The sequence below is a fragment of the Microvenator marinus genome (assembly GCF_007993755.1).
Classification (GTDB): domain Bacteria; phylum Myxococcota_A; class Bradymonadia; order Bradymonadales; family Bradymonadaceae; genus Allomicrovenator; species Allomicrovenator marinus.
Genome location: NZ_CP042467.1, coordinates 1,355,175 through 1,371,767, shown reverse-complemented (window position 1 = coordinate 1,371,767; position 16,593 = coordinate 1,355,175). Strand labels below are relative to the sequence as shown.

Genomic DNA, 16,593 nt, shown 5'->3' with positions numbered 1-16,593 from the left:
GAGTTTGGGTTGTGGTGACGATTTGTCGAATAAGAAAGCGGTCGCTCGTTGAGAACGGGATCGTGATCGGCGAAGTGGTTTTTGAAGAGGACCAACTCTCCATCGATGTGGTCCTTCAAATGAGTAATGGTGAGAAGGCCGTACTACGCAGATTCATGAAGTACCAAGAGTAGATGAGGCGTCCGTCCATATATCCAACCAAGTTAGTATGAATTGTAGCTATTCAGGACGGCGTTCAAGGTTTATGCTGCCACGGTGTTGATCACCTGAGGTGCAGTGTGAAAGCGAAAATCTCTTGGCAAGATGGCGTATCTTTCAAAATTGAGACGGGTTCGGGACATACCATCATTACGGATGGTCCAGAGGAGTCTGGAGGCCAGAACCTTGGCCCTAGGCCCATGGAGCTCGTGCTTGTTGGCGTAGGTGCGTGTTCTTCCTACGATGTGGTTTCGATTCTAAAGAAGGGGCGAGAAGACGTGCAAGGGTGCGTGTGCGAGATTCAAGCTGAACGCGTTGCGGAACCTCCGAGGGTCTTTGAGCATCTGAACATGCATTTTGTGGTCTCTGGCCGCAACCTAACCTCCTCCAAGGTAGAGCGTGCCGTGGCCCTTTCCGCCGAAAAATATTGTTCGGCATCCATCATGCTCTCCCGCGGCGGTGTGAAGATTACGCATTCTTTTGAAGTTATTGAAATCGAGTAGATAGTGAGAGTTATCAACGATATTAGCGAGATGGTGGGCAACACGCCCATGATCCGATTGAATAAACTTTTCCGAGATTCCCCGGCCGAAATCTATGGAAAGCTTGAGCTCTTCAATCCGATGTCGGTCAAAGACCGTCCGGTGAAGTTCATCATTGATCGCGCCATCGCTGAGGGCCGTATCAAGCCAGGCGCTGAGTTGGTTGAGGCGAGCAGCGGAAACACCGCAATTGCGCTCGCCATGGTAGGCGCCGCGCACGGCTTTCCTGTCAAAATCTTCATGAGCGAGCTTTGTAGCGAAGAGCGTTTCAAGATCCTCAACACCTTTGGCGCAACGGTCGTTTTGACGCCTGGCGTTGAACACACCAAAGGGTCTAGGGAACGTGCCATCGCCTATTGTGAAGAGAAGCCGGGTGAGCGGTTCTTCGTCAATCAGCACTCTAACCCCAACAATGGCGACGCCCACGAAGCTACGACTGGCCCAGAGATTTGGGAGCAACTCAACGGCGAACTGGATATCATGGTGATTGGGCTTGGCACTTCGGGCACGTTCGAAGGGCTGTCCCGATTCTTCAAGAGCCGCGATCGTGATGTCAAAATCGTTGGTTTTGAGCCCGCTGCAAGTCCTGTCTATGCAGGTGGTCAGATGGGGAAACACAAATTGGTTGGAATTGGTCCTGGTTTTGTGACCGAGAATTTTGAGCGAGGCCGCTCAAGGCTTGACGAGCTCTATCATGTGACAGACGAGGCCGCTTTCGCGATGACCAAAGAGCTGGCGCTGCGAGAAGGAATCATGGCCGGCGTGACAGCCGGTGCCTCCCTTTGGGTGGCGAAAGAGCTCGCGGCCAAACCGGAGAACGCCGGCAAAAAGATATGTTCGATCATCTGCGATAGCGGTGAGCGATATCTTTCAGTGGCTGGCCTTTTCCCGGCCGATAAAGTCGAGCGCATGGCCTAGTTCAGAATTCGGCGTTTGTCGTTATCAGCCCAAAAGGCACCACGTCTTCTGAGTTTCCACCTACTTCTTTCCAACCGGGGAGCCACGCCATTCCGAGATCGAGTCGGATTCGCATCTGAGTTTTCAGAGCTGTGGGAACAAATACATCCAGCCCCAATGCGAGCTCCCCGCCTGCTGCTTCAATTGTGGAGAGGTCGCTCTCTGGATTAAAGAAGAAGCCCGCCGCATCTTGGCCCAGCTGGGCCTCGGCCATTCCTGCTCCCAAAGAAAAGTTCATCAGCGGGTTGAGCTGCCAGCCGTATTCAAGGCGGTAGTGGGAGAGTTCCGCGCCCAATTGTGGCGTCAGGAAGGTCTCTGAGGCAGTTCCACATCCTACAAAACTAAGAGAAGTGCTGAGCGCAAAATCGCCGCAGATGTAGGAGGCGAAAGGCGCGCCTTCAACGCCACCGATAAGTACACCTCTAAGGTCGGCGCTGCGGCTGGCTTCGGTCTCTTCTGCCGCTACGTCGGCACTCAAGAGCAATAAAAATGGCACGCCAACGCGTGCCAAAAGAGTTCGTGGTTTTGGCATAGCTCGAGTCTCCTCTTGCTATGCTAACACATCACGGAGCCAAGGTATTTCGAATCACGTAGTCGGAACGGTCGAGCTCAAGAGTTTCGTACTGCGAATAGGGTGTGGTGATATGAATTCGCTTGGTGTTTGAACCCATCACCAAGAGTTCGGCGCCTCCGTTGGAGAAGTAGATCTTAGCCTTTCTGCCGTTATTGCACTTGTCGGTCTCCAAGTGCCCGTCTTGGAACTTGAAGGGCAATGTGCAGCCATCGAAGTAGGCGATCGCGTTGCCCGAGGAATGTATGTCAAGCGAGACCCCTTCGAACTCCTGGTAACGCCCCATCGGCAACCGTGTACGAATCATGTCGGCACTTTCTGGGAAGAAGCGGGTTAGGTTTCGATGAAAGACCGTGCTGACTTCGTTGAGACGGTAGCGATTGTAGTAGTCGCCATTGTAGCGATGAGTCCCGATCTTTCGGAACGAGAGCGGCTGCCCGGTCTTCAGTTGTGGTCGAGCGCCCATGTACTCGTTCATGTAGGATGTTCTCTCCCACTCCATGAAAGATTGCTTGAACTCCACGAGTCGGTTGTAGATGCGCTCACCGTCTTTCCAGTACTCCATGAGCATAAGTCCGCGCTCGTTCGGGTACGTTTGTGTGCCGTTTAGGCGTTGCCATCTGACGCCCTCAAATCGGAATGGCCGGCTCGAACACATGTTCCAACCGCCGCAAAACCACGCTGACTTTCCGTTGTACTTGAGCATGGTTTTGAGGCTTGCTTTGACTTGCAGGTTTCCGTCAAAAGATGTGTCGTAGTATCCACTGCCGCCGTCGATTGCGTCGTAGTGAAGCTCTCGAGATGCGGTGAATGAAAACTCCCAACCATCGAATTCGGTGACGATTTCGCGCTGAGTCGAAGGCTCGGGCAAGAAGTCATACTCGATGACAAACTCACCTCCAGAGGATGGAAGCGCAGTGTCGAACATTCGTTGGATGCTGCGCTCGAAGCTGTCGAGTTCAGATTGAGTGAAGACCTGATAGAAGTCTTCGATGCCCTTTTCGAGGTCGTAGAGTTCGACCGTGTTCGGGTCGCCGTCTCGATTCAATCCAGGAAGCTGCTGGAGGCGACGTACAGCTGCATTTGAGTCTGCGCTTGAGATATCGACCACCGTGTAGACTTCAACAGGACCAGGTCGCTCGATCTTCACGTCGTACGGATAGGTGGTATGAACATCCCCGTAGTATTCGACGACGGCCGTTGGCGCAGTATTGATGCGAAGCAGCTCCCAGGCTTGTGCAAGTGCCGCCTTTTCGTCCGCAAAGAGCGAGCTGTAAAATGGCTCTTGAGAGAGAATCTTAAGCTCGTCCCAGTCGATGCTCTCGTCTTCTTCACGGTTCGCAATAATACCGTCAGCGCGCTCCAGTAGCTCCAAGAGCTCGCCGTCGACCCTCAGGCTCTCCAGGGTCCGAGTTCTGAAGTAAAAGCCGTTTGCGTCCACAAGGGCGACTCCAATGGCATCACCTTTTATCAGTTCAGGCTGCTCAGCAAAGAAAGTGTTTGTAGACCCTGACTCGACCTCGCACGTTGATGAGCAACCATCGCCATCTGCCTGATTGCCGTCATCACATGCTTCGAGCAGGTTTTGCACCTGACCATCCCCGCAGAAGGGGACGAGTCCGTTGTCTTGAACGTATGAAGCCATGTTGTTGAAGGCGACCTTCCCAACATAGGGGACTGTGTCTACCTCTTCGATAAACTCGAATGGACGTTGGTTTACGATTCCCTGCGCAGCACGAGCATCAAGTGGGACATCGTCATCGAGGACACTCAAGCTCGCGTTGTTCGCGAGGTGTACGATCCCGTAGGCGAGGTAGGAGTTTCTGGAGATGCCGAAGGCGTCGGCCTTGTCGTCGCAGAAGACACATTCATCGACTGGGTCAACACCTTCATTTGCGTCGTCGATTGGAGCACACGCGCCAAGTAGAAGAATTGGGAGAAGATTTCGAATTGATTTAACCATTGTTCACCTCGTCTGAATTAACAACAAAGCGAACCTAGGGGTTCAGGTCCCTGAAAACCTAATGAAACCCCCTGAAATCGATCTGAAAGAACCTGAAAGTCTTATGTTGAAGGAGCCTTTGCGGTCGGCTTCAACCTCTTGACGAATGTCACCAAACCCAAGACTACGGCTCCGGTCAGTACACCGATGAGCCCAGAGAATAAGGTAGGGGTGATGAAGGCTAGCGGGCCAGAAGCCGCAGCGATGGTAGCTGAAAGGTCCATCGCGCCAGGGATACCGTGCGCCATGATATCTCCACCCACCAAGAACATAGCTACTGTACCGGCGATTCCGAGGAGCTTCATCAGGATTGGGGAGAAACGCACAATGCCGCGCCCAAACGCAGCAAGAGCCGCGCTCGGCTTCTGGGTGAGGTGGAGGCCCACGTCGTCTAGTTTAACGATACCAGCCACGAGCCCGTACACGCCCACGGTCATGAGCACCGAGATGGTCGTCAGTACACCAAGTTGGGTCATGAACGGCGAGGCCTGAACCGTGCCGAGCGAGATCACGATGATCTCGGCGGAAAGAATAAAGTCTGTGCGGATGGCGCCTTTGACTTTGTTCTTTTCAAACTCTGCAACCTCTTCGGGGCTAGAATTCATGAGGTGTTGCAGTGTTTCACCCTCTTCGGGTTGCTCTTCCTTATGGAAGAATTTATGGACGACCTTTTCAAAGCCCTCGTAGCAAAGGAATGCGCCACCGAGCATGAGCAAGGGGGTCACAGCCCATGGGGCGATGAAATTGATTCCGAGTGCGGCCGGGACAAGTATCGCCTTGTTTAGCGCGGACCCTTTAGCCACAGCCCAAACCACGGGCAATTCTCGGTCGGTGACAACCCCTGAGACCTGTTGTGCGTTGAGCGCAAGGTCATCACCGAGCACACCTGCGGTCTTCTTTGCCGCGACTTTGGTCAAGATGGCGACATCGTCCAGCATTGTGGCGATGTCGTCGATAAGAGTGAGCAGATTCGCGCCAGCCATGCGAAACTCCCGAGTTTTGGCCTAATCTCTAGGACTTTGATTGTACGGTACGGAAAGGATGTACAAATGCGGCGAGCGCTGAAGAAGAGCGTGTGGCAACCCACACGGTGCCTTCCCCTTTGAACTCGCAGATTAGACCTTCGCCACCTTTGAAGAGCGAACGCAAGCCACCGACTTTTCGGATGCTGTAGTTCAATCCCTGAGTGAACGCCACGATATGGTTATTATCTACCAGGTATCCCTGCGGACCCACTTTGACTGGGTGAATCGCGCCATAGCTTCCAAGGATTAGTGGACCTTGGCCTTTGGCCTCGATCATGAAGAGGCTCGTGCCACTAAAGAAGCCTTTGGCGCCTTGGAATGCGGTATCAAGCGTGATTCCTGGGCCAGACGCGACGTAGTTTCCGGAAGACATGAAGACGGAGCGTTGGCCGTCCATATCAAAGGGCAAGAGGTCGCCTTCAGCGGCAGGCGCTACCCAAATGGTTTCGCCGGGTCGGGTGGACGTGAAGGTGTTCTGAAAGAGGCTTTCACCACCTAGTAACTTGCGCTTGGCTGCACCCATAAGACCGCCGCGCATATTGGTCTGCATCTGAATGCTCGAGTCCTTTGCAACCATTGCTGCTGCCTCGACTACGAGCTGCTCGCCTGGGGTGTCGAACACGACTTTGGCGATGCTGAAATTGGGTCTTTGACGTATTTCGTATTGCATGGTTTGCCTTTAGTTGGTTCGAGGTGGGAGCATTTTGCCAAGCGTGGTGCCAAATTCGTTGGGGTTTCTGGTTTGAATCCAGATACGCCCCTGACCTTGGAACCTACAAACGAGGCCTTCGCCCGAGAGATACGAGGCGATCCAGCCGCCTGCTGCTTTGGTCACATTGAAGTTTAGTGAAGCATCCCACGCCACAAGGTGACCGGTATCGATGACGAGATTGCCGTCACATTGGAGTTCTTGGATGCCTCCGAAGGAGCCGACCAAAATCTCTTGGTTTGGCCCATTGGCGGTGACGTTGATGAGGAAGAGGCCCTCGCCACCAAAGAAAGAGCGTGCACCACCGAACTCAGCCTGAAGGTTGACACCCGTCGTACTGGCGATGAAGCCCGCGGACTGCATCTTGAGGCCTTGTTGAGGAACCGGAATCTTCACCATATCTCCAGGCAGCGTGTGCGCGAGGAGAAGTTCACCTGGGCCACCTTGAGCGGTGTAGGTGTTCTGGAAAAAAGACTCACCGGTGAGGAGCCGACCAGCTGCACTCGCGATTTTTCCGAGCAGTCCACCGCCGGAGTTCGACGAGGCCATGCCCGTGGTCATGTTGAGGTTTGGAGACATTCCGACCATCGCGCCAGGTTCCACGAGGAACGACTCGTTCGGGTCCAAAGTGACCCGCGCCATGGTGCTGACGGGTTGATATAATAATTCACATTTCATGGGTCTAACTCGGCATCATTGGGAGCAACCAGCTAATGATTGAACCCATATTTCGTGTTTGGATGTAGACGCGTCCTTGGCCGTTGAACTCGCAAACGAGTCCTTCGCCGGAGGCCATCATGCCCATCAATCCGCCGCCCGCGGACTTGATGTCAAACTGCAGATTACCTTCCCAGCCCACGATATGGCCGTTGTCGACCATGTATGAGCCGTTGACGTCGATAGCTTCGATTCCGCCGAAACTATTGAACCAGAGGTCTCCACCGTTGCCGACAACTTTGAGGAAAAAGGCGCCTTCTTTGGCGAGGATTCCACGGATGCCGCCGTATTGGACCATCACGTCGAGATCTCCGGTGGACGCCACATAGGCACCCGCGGAAAGCATGATGGTCTGGCCGGCTTCGAGTCGTCTGTGGACGATGGATCCGCTCATGGTTGGCGTGACCCAAACCGTACCTGGCTGGCTCGTGGAATAGTGGGTAACGAAGAAACTCTCACCGCCCAAGAACCTTCGGATGACCGCTGCGAAGAGGGCCCCGACTGTGGTTCCAAGGCCCGCGTCCGGACGGACCGTGAGTTTGGCTTCCATTTGAACGTGATCGGATTTGGCGGCCATAGCGCCGGCCTCCGTCACAAGAATTTCTCCCGGCTGCAAATCCACGCGAAGCATGGAAAAGGACGGGTCGTGAGTGATTTGATGATTCACTTCAGCTCCCTTCAAGCTAATTTGAGCGATGAGCGCGAACTATAACAAGCGGCCAGAATTTACGATGGAATCCGTCCGATGACAATCACCGATTCTTAGCCACGAGCTCAGAAACAGATCTCTGCGAAAATCGATAGATGGTCGGAGCCGAGGCCTAGAGCAAGGACTCGATCTTTGGGGCGATATCGGCAGGGTCAGTGTTTGAGCCGTATCGCTCCACAACATTTCCCTGGCGGTCGATGAGAAACTTGGTGAAATTCCACTTGATGGCTTCCGTGCCGAGTAAGCCTGGAGCTGCCGATTTGAGCTGCTTAAAGAGTGGGTGAGTGTCGGAGCCGTTCACATCGACCTTGGCGTGCATCGGAAAGCTCACACCGTAGTTGATTTGGCAAAACTCTTGAATTTCAGACTCGGAGCCAGGCTCTTGTTTTCCGAATTGATTGCAAGGAAATCCGAGCACGACGAGCCCTTGGTCCTTGTACTTCTGATAGAGAGCCTCGAGCCCCTTGTACTGCGGCGTAAACCCACATTTTGAGGCCGTATTGACGACCAAAATCACGGAACCCTTATAGTCTTCAAGGGTTTTGCTTTTGCCGCCCAGAGTCGTGATTTCCGTAGAAAATTCGATAGAACCCATTGTATCTCCATTCGTGTGTTTGAACGTACGTCTTAGAGTAAGATAGAACCCAGAAGATTCTTTGGCACCTAATAAATTCCGGTTTTTTTAAGGAGTTATTGTGAGTTTTGAAGACGAGAACGCGGCGCATCGGCATTTTTCTGCCACGTTGTTCAACCAGACGTGGGAGTACCTGGATAAGACCGAGCGCACGCAAGAGGACGAGGAAATGATGATGCTTACGGCGTTTGCGTCGTATTATCACTGGACGCAACGTCCGGACGTCAATCCTGAGAAAGTGTCTATCGCGACCTGGCAGATCTCCCGGGTTTATGCAGTGCTCGGCAATGGCAACGAGGCCGTACGTTGGGCCAGGCGGAGTGTGGAAGAAGCCGAGAAGGGGAGTGACCCGTTTTTCTTAGGCTACGGCTTCGAGGCGCTGGCACGTGCGTGTGATTTGGTGGGAGATACCGAGCTCTTAGACGCCGCGCTTCGAACAGCTGAAGAGCTCGCCAATCTGGTCCCAGACAAGGCTTCGCGCGAGGCTCTTCAGGCGGATTTAGCCACGATCAATAGCCATTAGTTCAGGGGATCGTCGCTGTGATTTCGGCTGGAATTCGGTCGTCAGGGTGCCCGACTCGGATGGTCTTTCCGCTCAGATTTTGACCGGTAGTTGTTAGGACGTGGAAGCCCGTCTGAGCATCAAAATTCAGAACTCCAGACAATTCAGGGTGCCCATCGATCGCGACTTGAAGTGGGGCTCGCCAACGAACGCGCTCAGTGGCCTGGCCTTGCGGGTCGAACTCCCACCAGCCACTCTGCGGTGCGCCGGCGTCAGAGCTGTAGTTCACTGGAGGGTAGGTGAGCGCGATATTCAGGGCGTTGGTGCCCGTTGATACGTCCAGATTTGCGGTGGAAGGATTGACCACAGAGAACATTGAGCTCGGCGCTGTCCAGGTACCGGGTACATCCGTGAGAGCACGGCCGCGGGCCACGATTCGATAGTTGCCGGTAGGCCAATCTGCAGGGACTTGCCAGCTGAACTCCCAACCATGCTCGCGCTCCGGCAAGATCTCCGAGGTCGTGGCTGGAACAGGCACGTAAAGTGTTGTGGTGGCCAGGGTATGGCTTCCTAACGCGCTCGCCTCGAGTCCAGCGGGGTCGGCCATAGGAATGAAAGCTTCTTCAATGGTTGGGTGCTCTTTTTCGATCGTAAACTTTGGGGTGCCGAGAGCCGGGTCCCCACCTGCTACCCTGAACTTTAGCACTTCTTGGCGGTTAAGAGTGCTTGCGGGGTTCTGGAGCACGGTGCCCGGATTTAGGCTCCTTTCTGTGGGGCGTTTGCTGAAGTCCACAGGGCCTTGGAGGTTCGGAATCTCTTGGTAGTAGGTTGGGCCGTTAAAACCATCGAGCATGTCTTCAACCAGCTCGATCTGCCGGTCCACGAAGTACTTTCCACCCCAGGGTCCCCAGATGCTAAACTCAGCCTCATATTCTCCCCGATACCAGTCATCAGGATGAGTGAGGTAAAGGAAATGGTCCTGCGAATAGCCAATCACCATGAGTCGATTTTCCGGCGCGATTTCGGCCACACTTTTGCGGGCGTAGTCCACGATAGAGTGGGTTGACTCACCGGGCAGGCTCATCAAGAAGAGCGGTCCGATTCGTGCCACACTGAGGAAAGTCTGATTGATTTCGTGATGTGGCGTGGGTTGGTCGAGCGATGTGAAAAGTGGCGCAAGGTCAATACAGCTCTTGGTTTCGCCCTCCTGGCTCTTGCCATTCTCGGGGTCGATACTGCAATTCAAGGTTCCGAATTCATAGATGTCCTCTTCGTTCTTGCTGAACTCGCCGGACTCGCCGTAGATGAATTGATGCCTGAGGGAGATGAGTCGCGTTCGAACGGCGAGTTCCGTGTTGGACTCGAAAGTCATGTCATCAAGGGCGGAGATGGCGACCGGTGCTCCAAGCTCACCGACCATGCGCATGCGCTGTTCGTCTTGATGTCCGAGGTGTCCACCGCGAGGTGCGGCATCTCCACCGCCCGCCTGCATGAACATTCCTGTGACGTGAAACCCGTATTTTTGAAAGAGTTTTTGCTCGAGCACTTCTTCCCAACCACCCGCGGAATCATCCGAAAGCAAGGAGTTGCTGGTGCCGAGAATGGTGCCGTGCATCCCGAAATTGGTGAGTACCGCGTAGGGTAGGCCGTCGCGACGAACAGCGAGTACGCTGAGCCTTGGGTCCTTTCCCCAGAGGTCGTTGTTGACCGAGCGGCGGTCGGAGTACACGCGGTCTTCTGGGTCCCAGTCTTCGAGTTCTTCATATCCAAACTCAGCCGGCTCTAGGTCTTCTACAGCTGCGGCAATCGCGCTCGCGAATCGCCGCGAGAGGATTGAAATCACCTCATGGTCGTAGGTGTCGATGCCGGCAAAACCAAGTTCCTTTGGAATTCTCCAGAACCGCGCCGGCCCGTGGTGGGTGTGCGTGGCGCCAAAGATGATTCGGCCCTCAAGGTCGAGATTGTGGTCTTCTTTTAGGATTCGAGTTGTTTCGGCGGTCAGCGTGTCGTCAGAGAAGACAAGTGGAATTTTGACCAAGACGAGCGTTTCGTCTTCGACCTGAAGGGCAAGGGCCTTGACCCAGAGTGCGCCGTGGGTGCCGATCGAAGCCTTAAAATTGCCGGCCCAAGGCGAAGACGTGGGGCCTGTTCTTCCCCCATATCCACCCTGTGAAATGCCGACTGGAGGGTCGAGCGCGATACGCCCGATTCCCGCCAGAAGTTGGCCACTTGCCGCCGCTTTGAGTTCGCGTACGTGCTCGGGTTGGACCAGAGGCCCTTGGTCTGGCGTCATATCGGCATCAGACTGAGGAAGATCTGGGCCTAAATCCGGGGCCTGATCCTGTGCCAAATCCGTGGCATCGGGGCTTCCCATATCAACGTTAGGATTGGTCGGGGAGTCTTCGGAACAACCCACCAGAAGAATTACAAGCAAGATAATGAGTTCGCGCACACATGACTCCTTTAGAACAGCAGAGGAAGCGCGCGTGCACTCTAGAGAGATTCGGACTACGGGTCCAGAGGAACCCTGACTCCGAGCGCCATCTCGCCCCCTAAGTAGATCCCGTCACTCACTTTGTAGCCGGCCTTGGTTTCGATTCCGTAGACAGCGGCGGATGAAATGGAACCATCTAAAAAGAGCCACACCGCGGAGAAGTTGATTTGGAAGCCAACACCCACCTTGGCATAGAGCGCGAGCGCCCGATAGAGGCCGTTGCCGTCCTCGTTGGGATAAGGAATGTCGCACTCCCTCGCGAAGGCACACGGCGTGCCGATGGTGTAGGCTGGCGTGAGCTGAAGCGGGATGTAGACCCCACTCTTTTTGGCTCCGAATGGAAAGAAACGTGCACTCAGTGGCAGGGCGAGACTGAAGGTCTCTGCGGGGACGGCCAAGCCTGCCCCAGCGCCGACTCTCCAACGCTTGGAAACATCAACGTCAAAGGCGACTCCAAGGCCCATATTGAGGAGCATGTTGGCTTTGCCGGGGATCCGGTTTTTGGCAACGATTCCCAAATCCGTGTAGCCACCAAGGGTCCAAATTGTGGGCGACTCCTCTGGGTGTGGCTCCGCGTAGGCTCTTACGGGAAGGGACAACAACGCAAAAATCAAAAAGAAGTACTGAAATCGAAAATCTTGGGTCATGGTTCGTCTAATGCGATAGATTGAATTCAACGGAGGACACTATGCCCTTGTCTCGGTTAGTCGCAAATCTGGTCTGGTTTTGTTCAATCGGTGTAACTTTTTTCGTGTTGAAGTGGCAGGGCTTTGGAACTCTGGGTGCTTTGGGCCTGAGTATAGTTGTTGGATTCGTTCTCACTTTCGCGACGCTCCTGATACTGAATCGATTTGACCCGTGATGGTCTGCAATTTTTGCGCAAGCCTTTGGTCTAAGGATGTGCGAATTCGCCAGCGTGGAATAGTTACAGAAGTAATAAATATTTTATAAATTACATCTGCGAATTCCTCTTTTGGCTCCGGAAAGTGTCCGGCAGAAATTAAAACTCTGGAAGTATGAGGAGATGTAGGAAGCTGTAGTGTTCAAATGGAGTCGTCCACTTGTCCGAAAAGTGTGCAAAACCAGCACAATTTTCAAACTACGGTTGACACGTAGCAGGGCAAGCGTAACGTGAGTGTTGAGCGGAAAATTTGCACCCTTCCGTGTAGAAGGGCATCACCCATGGGACATTTCTTAGGACAAGAAGGGGCACGGCTTAACGCCATCTACCGGTACAGCGTGCTCGATACGCCCAAAGAGGCGGAGTTCGACGATTTTACCGAGTTGGCGGCTCAAATCTGTGAGACCCCGGTTGCGCTCATTTCAATCGTTGAAAAAGAGCGGCAATGGTTTAAGGCAGAAAAAGGTCTAGGCTGCAGAGAAACTCCGTTATCAGTATCGTTTTGTAAATTTGCGATCGATCAGGATGCCTTTCTCGAGATTCCTGACGCTAAAGATGACCCAAGGGTTCAAGGCCTTGAGAATGTGACGCGTGATGGTGGTATCCGGTTCTATGCCGGTGCGCTCCTTCGCACTCCGGAGGGAGTGGCGATTGGTACGCTCTGCGTCATCGATTACGTACCGCGGACTCTCACTACTCGGCAGCGCGATGCATTGGCTATGTTAGCCAATAAAGTTGTGGCAGCGCTGGAACTGCGCCTCGCGCGGGAGGAGCTAGAGGTCACGCTCACGGCCCGTGATTCGGCACTAGAGAGGCTCGATTGGGAAGCGTCCATGCTGGCCAAGGTCGCCGAGGGTCATTCGCTCAATTGCATTCTAGAGGATATTACAAATGGAGTGGACAAGCTTTCCGGCGGGGCCAGGTCTTCGATCCTTCTCGTGCGTGAAGGGCGTCTATGGCACGGGGCGGCAACCAACCTACCTGCCGAATACAACGCGCTCGTTCATGGCCTAGAGATTGGCCCTGATGTGGGCTCGTGTGGAACGGCGGCGTGGCGAAAAGAGCCGGTGGTTGTGAAGTCCATTGCAACCGATCCGTTATGGAACAACTTCAGATTTGTCGTGGAGCAGTTTGACCTCCGTGCATGTTGGTCTCGTCCGATTTTCGGCGAGTCAGGGGACGTTGTGGCTACATTTGCGCTCTATTGGAGTCACGAATGTGAACCAACCCGTGAAATCCAAACGTTGATCGACCGTGCCTCTGACCTCGTTCGCATCACGCTCCAAAGACACCTCCGAGAGCGCCAGATTAAGGAGTCCGAAGAAAAATTCCGGAGCACCTTCAGGGACGCAGCCTCCCCGATGGCGGTAGCGAGCCTGGAGGGGATGTATCTGGAAGCGAACCGAGCCTATTGTGAGATGGTTGGCTACGAGGTCGAAGAACTCTCCAAGATGAGTGTCCTTGAACTGACTCACCCTGAGGACCGCTCGATGAGCGACGAGGGGATGAAGGACTTGGTCGCTGGAAACCGCGAAAACTACACCATCGAAAAGCGATTTGTGAATCGTGATGGTACTTCAGTTTGGGCGCGCGTGAGCGTGTCGTGTTTGAGAGACTACGACCAGAAGCCAAAGAGCCTTGTGGCGGTCGTGCAGAACATCACACCTGAGCGTAAAGCGGCTGCATTGCTTGAGGATCAGGCATCTTTGATGCGAATTGCGGGTACTCTTGCTCGTGTGGGTGGATGGGCCTACGACCCTGCGACCGAAGCGCTCTTCTGGTCCGAATCAATACACTCACTGGTCGGATATTCAGGCGAACCTCCGAAGTTACGCGACGTGCTCAAGAGGTACCATCCATCGGATCAGGCTCCCCTGAAAAACGCCATGGTGCGTTGTTTGGAGGGAGGTGATCCTTTCGATCTTGAGCTTCGTGCGCAGGCATGGGACGGGCGTTGGATGCACGCCAGAGTGTTGGGTGAGGCAGTTCGGGACGGCGACGGTAAAATCATTAAGATCAACGGTGCTTTCGCCGATGTGACCGAGGCGCAAACTCTGGCTGAGCGATTGTCACGCACCCTTGAGTCGATATCAGATGCTTTCCTGACGCTCGACTCCGAGTGGAAAGTCACGTTTATGAACTCCGAGGCGGAGCGTCTCCTGCAAAAAACACGAGACGAGCTACTTGGGAAAAGCGTATGGGCTGAGTTTCCAGAAGCCGTTGGCGGCCCGTCCTACAACGCGTATCAACGCGTCTTGGATACGAACAAGGCTGAGAGATTCGAAGAGTACCTGGGAGCTATCGATAAATGGCTCGAGATCTCGGCTCATCCTTCGGCTGAAGGTGTCGCGGTATATTTCCGAGACGTGACCGAGAGTCGTGCGCAGCGTGAGCGTCTTCGTGAGCAAGCCGAACTTCTGGACCGTGCTCAAGATGCCATCCTGGTCCGCGATCTGGAGCATAACGTCACCTATTGGAATCGGAGCGCGGAGCTACTCTACGGTTGGACAGCCGAGGAAATTGCTACGCAGAAGATCTTCAACGCGATTTATGCGGATCCGGCACCGTTCTTTGAGGCAACCGCTTCGGTGCTGAGCCGTGGGGAATGGGTGGGTGAACTAGAACAAGTCGATAAAGATGGAAATAAGATCGATATAGAAGGGCGGTGGAATCTTGTCCGAGATGACGAGGGAAAACCCAAGGCGATCTTGGCGATCAACACGAATATCACGGACCGGAAACGCCTCGAGAAGCAATTCATGCGCGCCCAACGTCTCGAAACCGTTGGTACGCTCGCCGGTGGTATTGCGCACGACTTGAACAACGTGTTGACCCCCATTCTGATGTCGATCTCCATGCTTGAGGAAGATGAGGCTGACCCATCGCGAGCTACCAATCTAGGTGTGATACGCACCAGTGCTCAGCGTGGTGCAGATATGGTGCGCCAGCTCTTGGCTTTTGCGCGCGGTGTGGACGGGGAAAAACGAACGGTCCAACCTGTGGAAGTTATCGACGAAATCATGCTGATGATGAAGGAGTCTTTCCCTAAGAATATCGACCTTGTTTTGGATATCGAAGAGAATCTCTGGGATATCGAGGCCGACCCAACCCAGATTCATCAACTCATGACGAATCTTTGCGTCAACGCCCGAGATGCCATGACGAATGGCGGTACCTTGACCGTCCGGGCCAAACAAGCGGTTCTGGACGATGTCTACGTTGGCATGAATCCCGACGCGGGTATTGGTGCCTATGTGATTTTGGAGGTCGAAGATACCGGCGTTGGCATGTCCCAAGAGACGATGGATCGTGTGTTCGAGCCGTTCTTCACCACCAAAGCACTCGGGAAGGGTACGGGCCTTGGACTCTCGACCGTTCACGCCATCGTTCGAAATCACCGTGGCTTCTTGCGAGTCTATAGCGAGGTCAAGCGCGGGACTACGTTTAAGGTGTTCCTCCCAGCCCTCGAATCGAGCTCCGCTGGCACAAAGGACACAAAGCCGGAGCTTCCGCGTGGCCGTGGCGAGACCATCCTGGTTGTGGACGACGAAGCCCCAATCCGCAACGTGGCGAAGAATACGTTGGAGCATTACGGCTACAACGTTCTCTGCGCTTCGAACGGAGCTGAGGCTGTTTCCATTTACGCCGTCAGCGGAAAGGATATCTCACTCGTCCTCACGGATATGGCCATGCCCATCATGGACGGCCCAACCACGGTGGTGGCACTAAAATCCATCAATCCTGACGTTCGGGTGATTTGTTCGTCCGGCCTTGATTCGGGCAATAGCCGTTCGATTGCTTTTGAGGCCGGCGTTCGGCATTTCCTGGCCAAGCCTTATACTGCAGATAATCTACTGGTTATGATCCGCCAGGTTTTGGAAATGTCATAGGTGCTTTGCGGTACGGAACGATTCGTACCGAAAAGTCTTGGTTTTCGTTTTGCGGTACGCAGTGTTCCTGAATAGATTAGGGGTCAAGCCGATAGATTTTACGGACGTGTTCGAGAGTTTCCTCGAATGGGATATTGAGATCCACCAGTAGACCTTCTCCAAGGTCGTAGACCCAGCCGTGGACTCTGGGGTTGCCGCGACTCATGAACTGTCTTTGTACCTGCGCAGTCTTGATGACATTGGCGCACTGCTCACGAACGTTGAGCTCCACAAGCCTTCGGTACCTCTGGTCCACGTCTTCAATGGCGTCTAGCTCCTCCGCGTGCAGTCTGTAGACGTCACGCACTTCGCGAAGCCATCCGTTTAAGAGCCCGAGGTCGGCGGATTGCATGGCGGCCAAAACGCCTCCGCAGCCGTAGTGTCCGCACACGACGATATGGTCCACATTGAGAACATCGACCGCATACTGGATCACGGATTGGCAGTTTACATCGGTATTCACCACGAGATTTGCGATGTTACGGTGGACGAAGACTTCACCTGGCTCAAGTCCCATGATTTCGTTGGCAGGTACTCGAGAGTCCGAACATCCGATGAAAAGAAAGTCCGGGTTCTGCTCCGCAGCGAGTTTGACGAAAAAATCCGCGTCGCCCGCCTTCTTTTTTTCTACCCATTTCTTGTTGTTTTCAAATACCTGTTCATATCTGGAGTTCATGCGGTAATCCTTTCAAAATCTTGCAAA

The 16,593-nt window shown here is 54.0% G+C and carries 15 protein-coding genes; 5 read left to right on the top strand and 10 right to left on the bottom strand.

Annotation, left to right across the window (positions count from 1 at the left end; all coding sequences use genetic code 11):
- The first annotated feature begins 11 nt into the window (after nt 1-11).
- The 3 genes from FRD01_RS24205 to FRD01_RS05890 all read left to right on the top strand — a co-directional run bounded on the left by FRD01_RS24205 (nt 12) and on the right by FRD01_RS05890 (nt 1,658).
- Entirely contained in the window at nt 12-173 is a 162-nt protein-coding gene (locus FRD01_RS24205) for a hypothetical protein (protein ID WP_249756044.1), read from the top strand.
- A gap of 105 nt (nt 174-278) precedes the next feature.
- Nucleotides 279-701, top strand: a complete 423-nt coding sequence (locus tag FRD01_RS05895; RefSeq protein ID WP_146958466.1) for an OsmC family protein — start codon at nt 279-281, stop codon at nt 699-701.
- Between the two features lie 3 nt (nt 702-704).
- Nucleotides 705-1,658: a PLP-dependent cysteine synthase family protein gene (locus tag FRD01_RS05890; RefSeq protein ID WP_146958465.1), complete on the top strand. Its 954-nt coding sequence runs from the start codon at nt 705-707 to the stop codon at nt 1,656-1,658.
- Between the two features lies 1 nt (nt 1,659).
- Here the strand turns inward: FRD01_RS05890 and FRD01_RS05885 are convergent, their stop codons facing one another.
- The 7 genes from FRD01_RS05885 to FRD01_RS05855 all read right to left on the bottom strand — a co-directional run bounded on the left by FRD01_RS05885 (nt 1,660) and on the right by FRD01_RS05855 (nt 8,025).
- Nucleotides 1,660-2,229: a hypothetical protein gene (locus FRD01_RS05885; RefSeq protein ID WP_146958464.1), complete on the bottom strand. Its 570-nt coding sequence runs from the start codon at nt 2,227-2,229 to the stop codon at nt 1,660-1,662.
- Between the two features lie 31 nt (nt 2,230-2,260).
- Nucleotides 2,261-4,231 carry a myxococcus cysteine-rich repeat containing protein gene (locus FRD01_RS05880; RefSeq protein ID WP_146958463.1) on the bottom strand — a complete coding sequence of 657 codons (1,971 nt, stop codon included), beginning with the start codon at nt 4,229-4,231 and terminating at the stop codon, nt 2,261-2,263.
- A gap of 101 nt (nt 4,232-4,332) precedes the next feature.
- Nucleotides 4,333-5,253, bottom strand: coding sequence for a DUF808 domain-containing protein (locus FRD01_RS05875; protein WP_146958462.1), 921 nt, complete (start codon nt 5,251-5,253; stop codon nt 4,333-4,335).
- Nucleotides 5,254-5,281: 28 nt separating this feature from the next.
- Nucleotides 5,282-5,965 (bottom strand): TIGR00266 family protein, encoded by a 684-nt coding sequence (locus tag FRD01_RS05870; protein WP_146958461.1) that lies wholly within the window; start codon nt 5,963-5,965, stop codon nt 5,282-5,284.
- A gap of 9 nt (nt 5,966-5,974) precedes the next feature.
- A complete protein-coding gene (locus FRD01_RS05865; protein ID WP_146958460.1) occupies nt 5,975-6,682 on the bottom strand; it encodes a TIGR00266 family protein in 708 nt (235 codons plus the stop codon).
- A gap of 4 nt (nt 6,683-6,686) precedes the next feature.
- Nucleotides 6,687-7,388: a TIGR00266 family protein gene (locus FRD01_RS05860; RefSeq protein ID WP_146958459.1), complete on the bottom strand. Its 702-nt coding sequence runs from the start codon at nt 7,386-7,388 to the stop codon at nt 6,687-6,689.
- 154 nt (nt 7,389-7,542) lie between these two features.
- Nucleotides 7,543-8,025, bottom strand: coding sequence for a glutathione peroxidase (locus FRD01_RS05855; RefSeq protein ID WP_146958458.1), 483 nt, complete (start codon nt 8,023-8,025; stop codon nt 7,543-7,545).
- Nucleotides 8,026-8,125: 100 nt separating this feature from the next.
- Here FRD01_RS05855 and FRD01_RS05850 point away from each other — a divergent pair, with 100 nt between their 5' ends.
- Complete coding sequence (locus tag FRD01_RS05850; RefSeq protein WP_146958457.1) at nt 8,126-8,587, top strand: hypothetical protein; 462 nt, start codon at nt 8,126-8,128, stop codon at nt 8,585-8,587.
- 1 nt (nt 8,588) lies between these two features.
- Here FRD01_RS05850 and FRD01_RS05845 read toward each other — a convergent pair whose 3' ends face one another.
- Nucleotides 8,589-11,018: a hypothetical protein gene (locus tag FRD01_RS05845; protein WP_146958456.1), complete on the bottom strand. Its 2,430-nt coding sequence runs from the start codon at nt 11,016-11,018 to the stop codon at nt 8,589-8,591.
- Nucleotides 11,019-11,074: 56 nt separating this feature from the next.
- Nucleotides 11,075-11,707, bottom strand: coding sequence for a hypothetical protein (locus FRD01_RS05840; protein ID WP_146958455.1), 633 nt, complete (start codon nt 11,705-11,707; stop codon nt 11,075-11,077).
- 535 nt (nt 11,708-12,242) lie between these two features.
- Between FRD01_RS05840 and FRD01_RS05835 the strand changes: the two genes are divergently transcribed.
- Nucleotides 12,243-15,851, top strand: coding sequence for a PAS domain S-box protein (locus FRD01_RS05835; RefSeq protein WP_146958454.1), 3,609 nt, complete (start codon nt 12,243-12,245; stop codon nt 15,849-15,851).
- A gap of 76 nt (nt 15,852-15,927) precedes the next feature.
- Here the strand turns inward: FRD01_RS05835 and FRD01_RS05830 are convergent, their stop codons facing one another.
- Nucleotides 15,928-16,566: a carbonic anhydrase gene (locus tag FRD01_RS05830; protein ID WP_146958453.1), complete on the bottom strand. Its 639-nt coding sequence runs from the start codon at nt 16,564-16,566 to the stop codon at nt 15,928-15,930.
- Between the last annotated feature and the right edge of the window lie 27 nt (nt 16,567-16,593).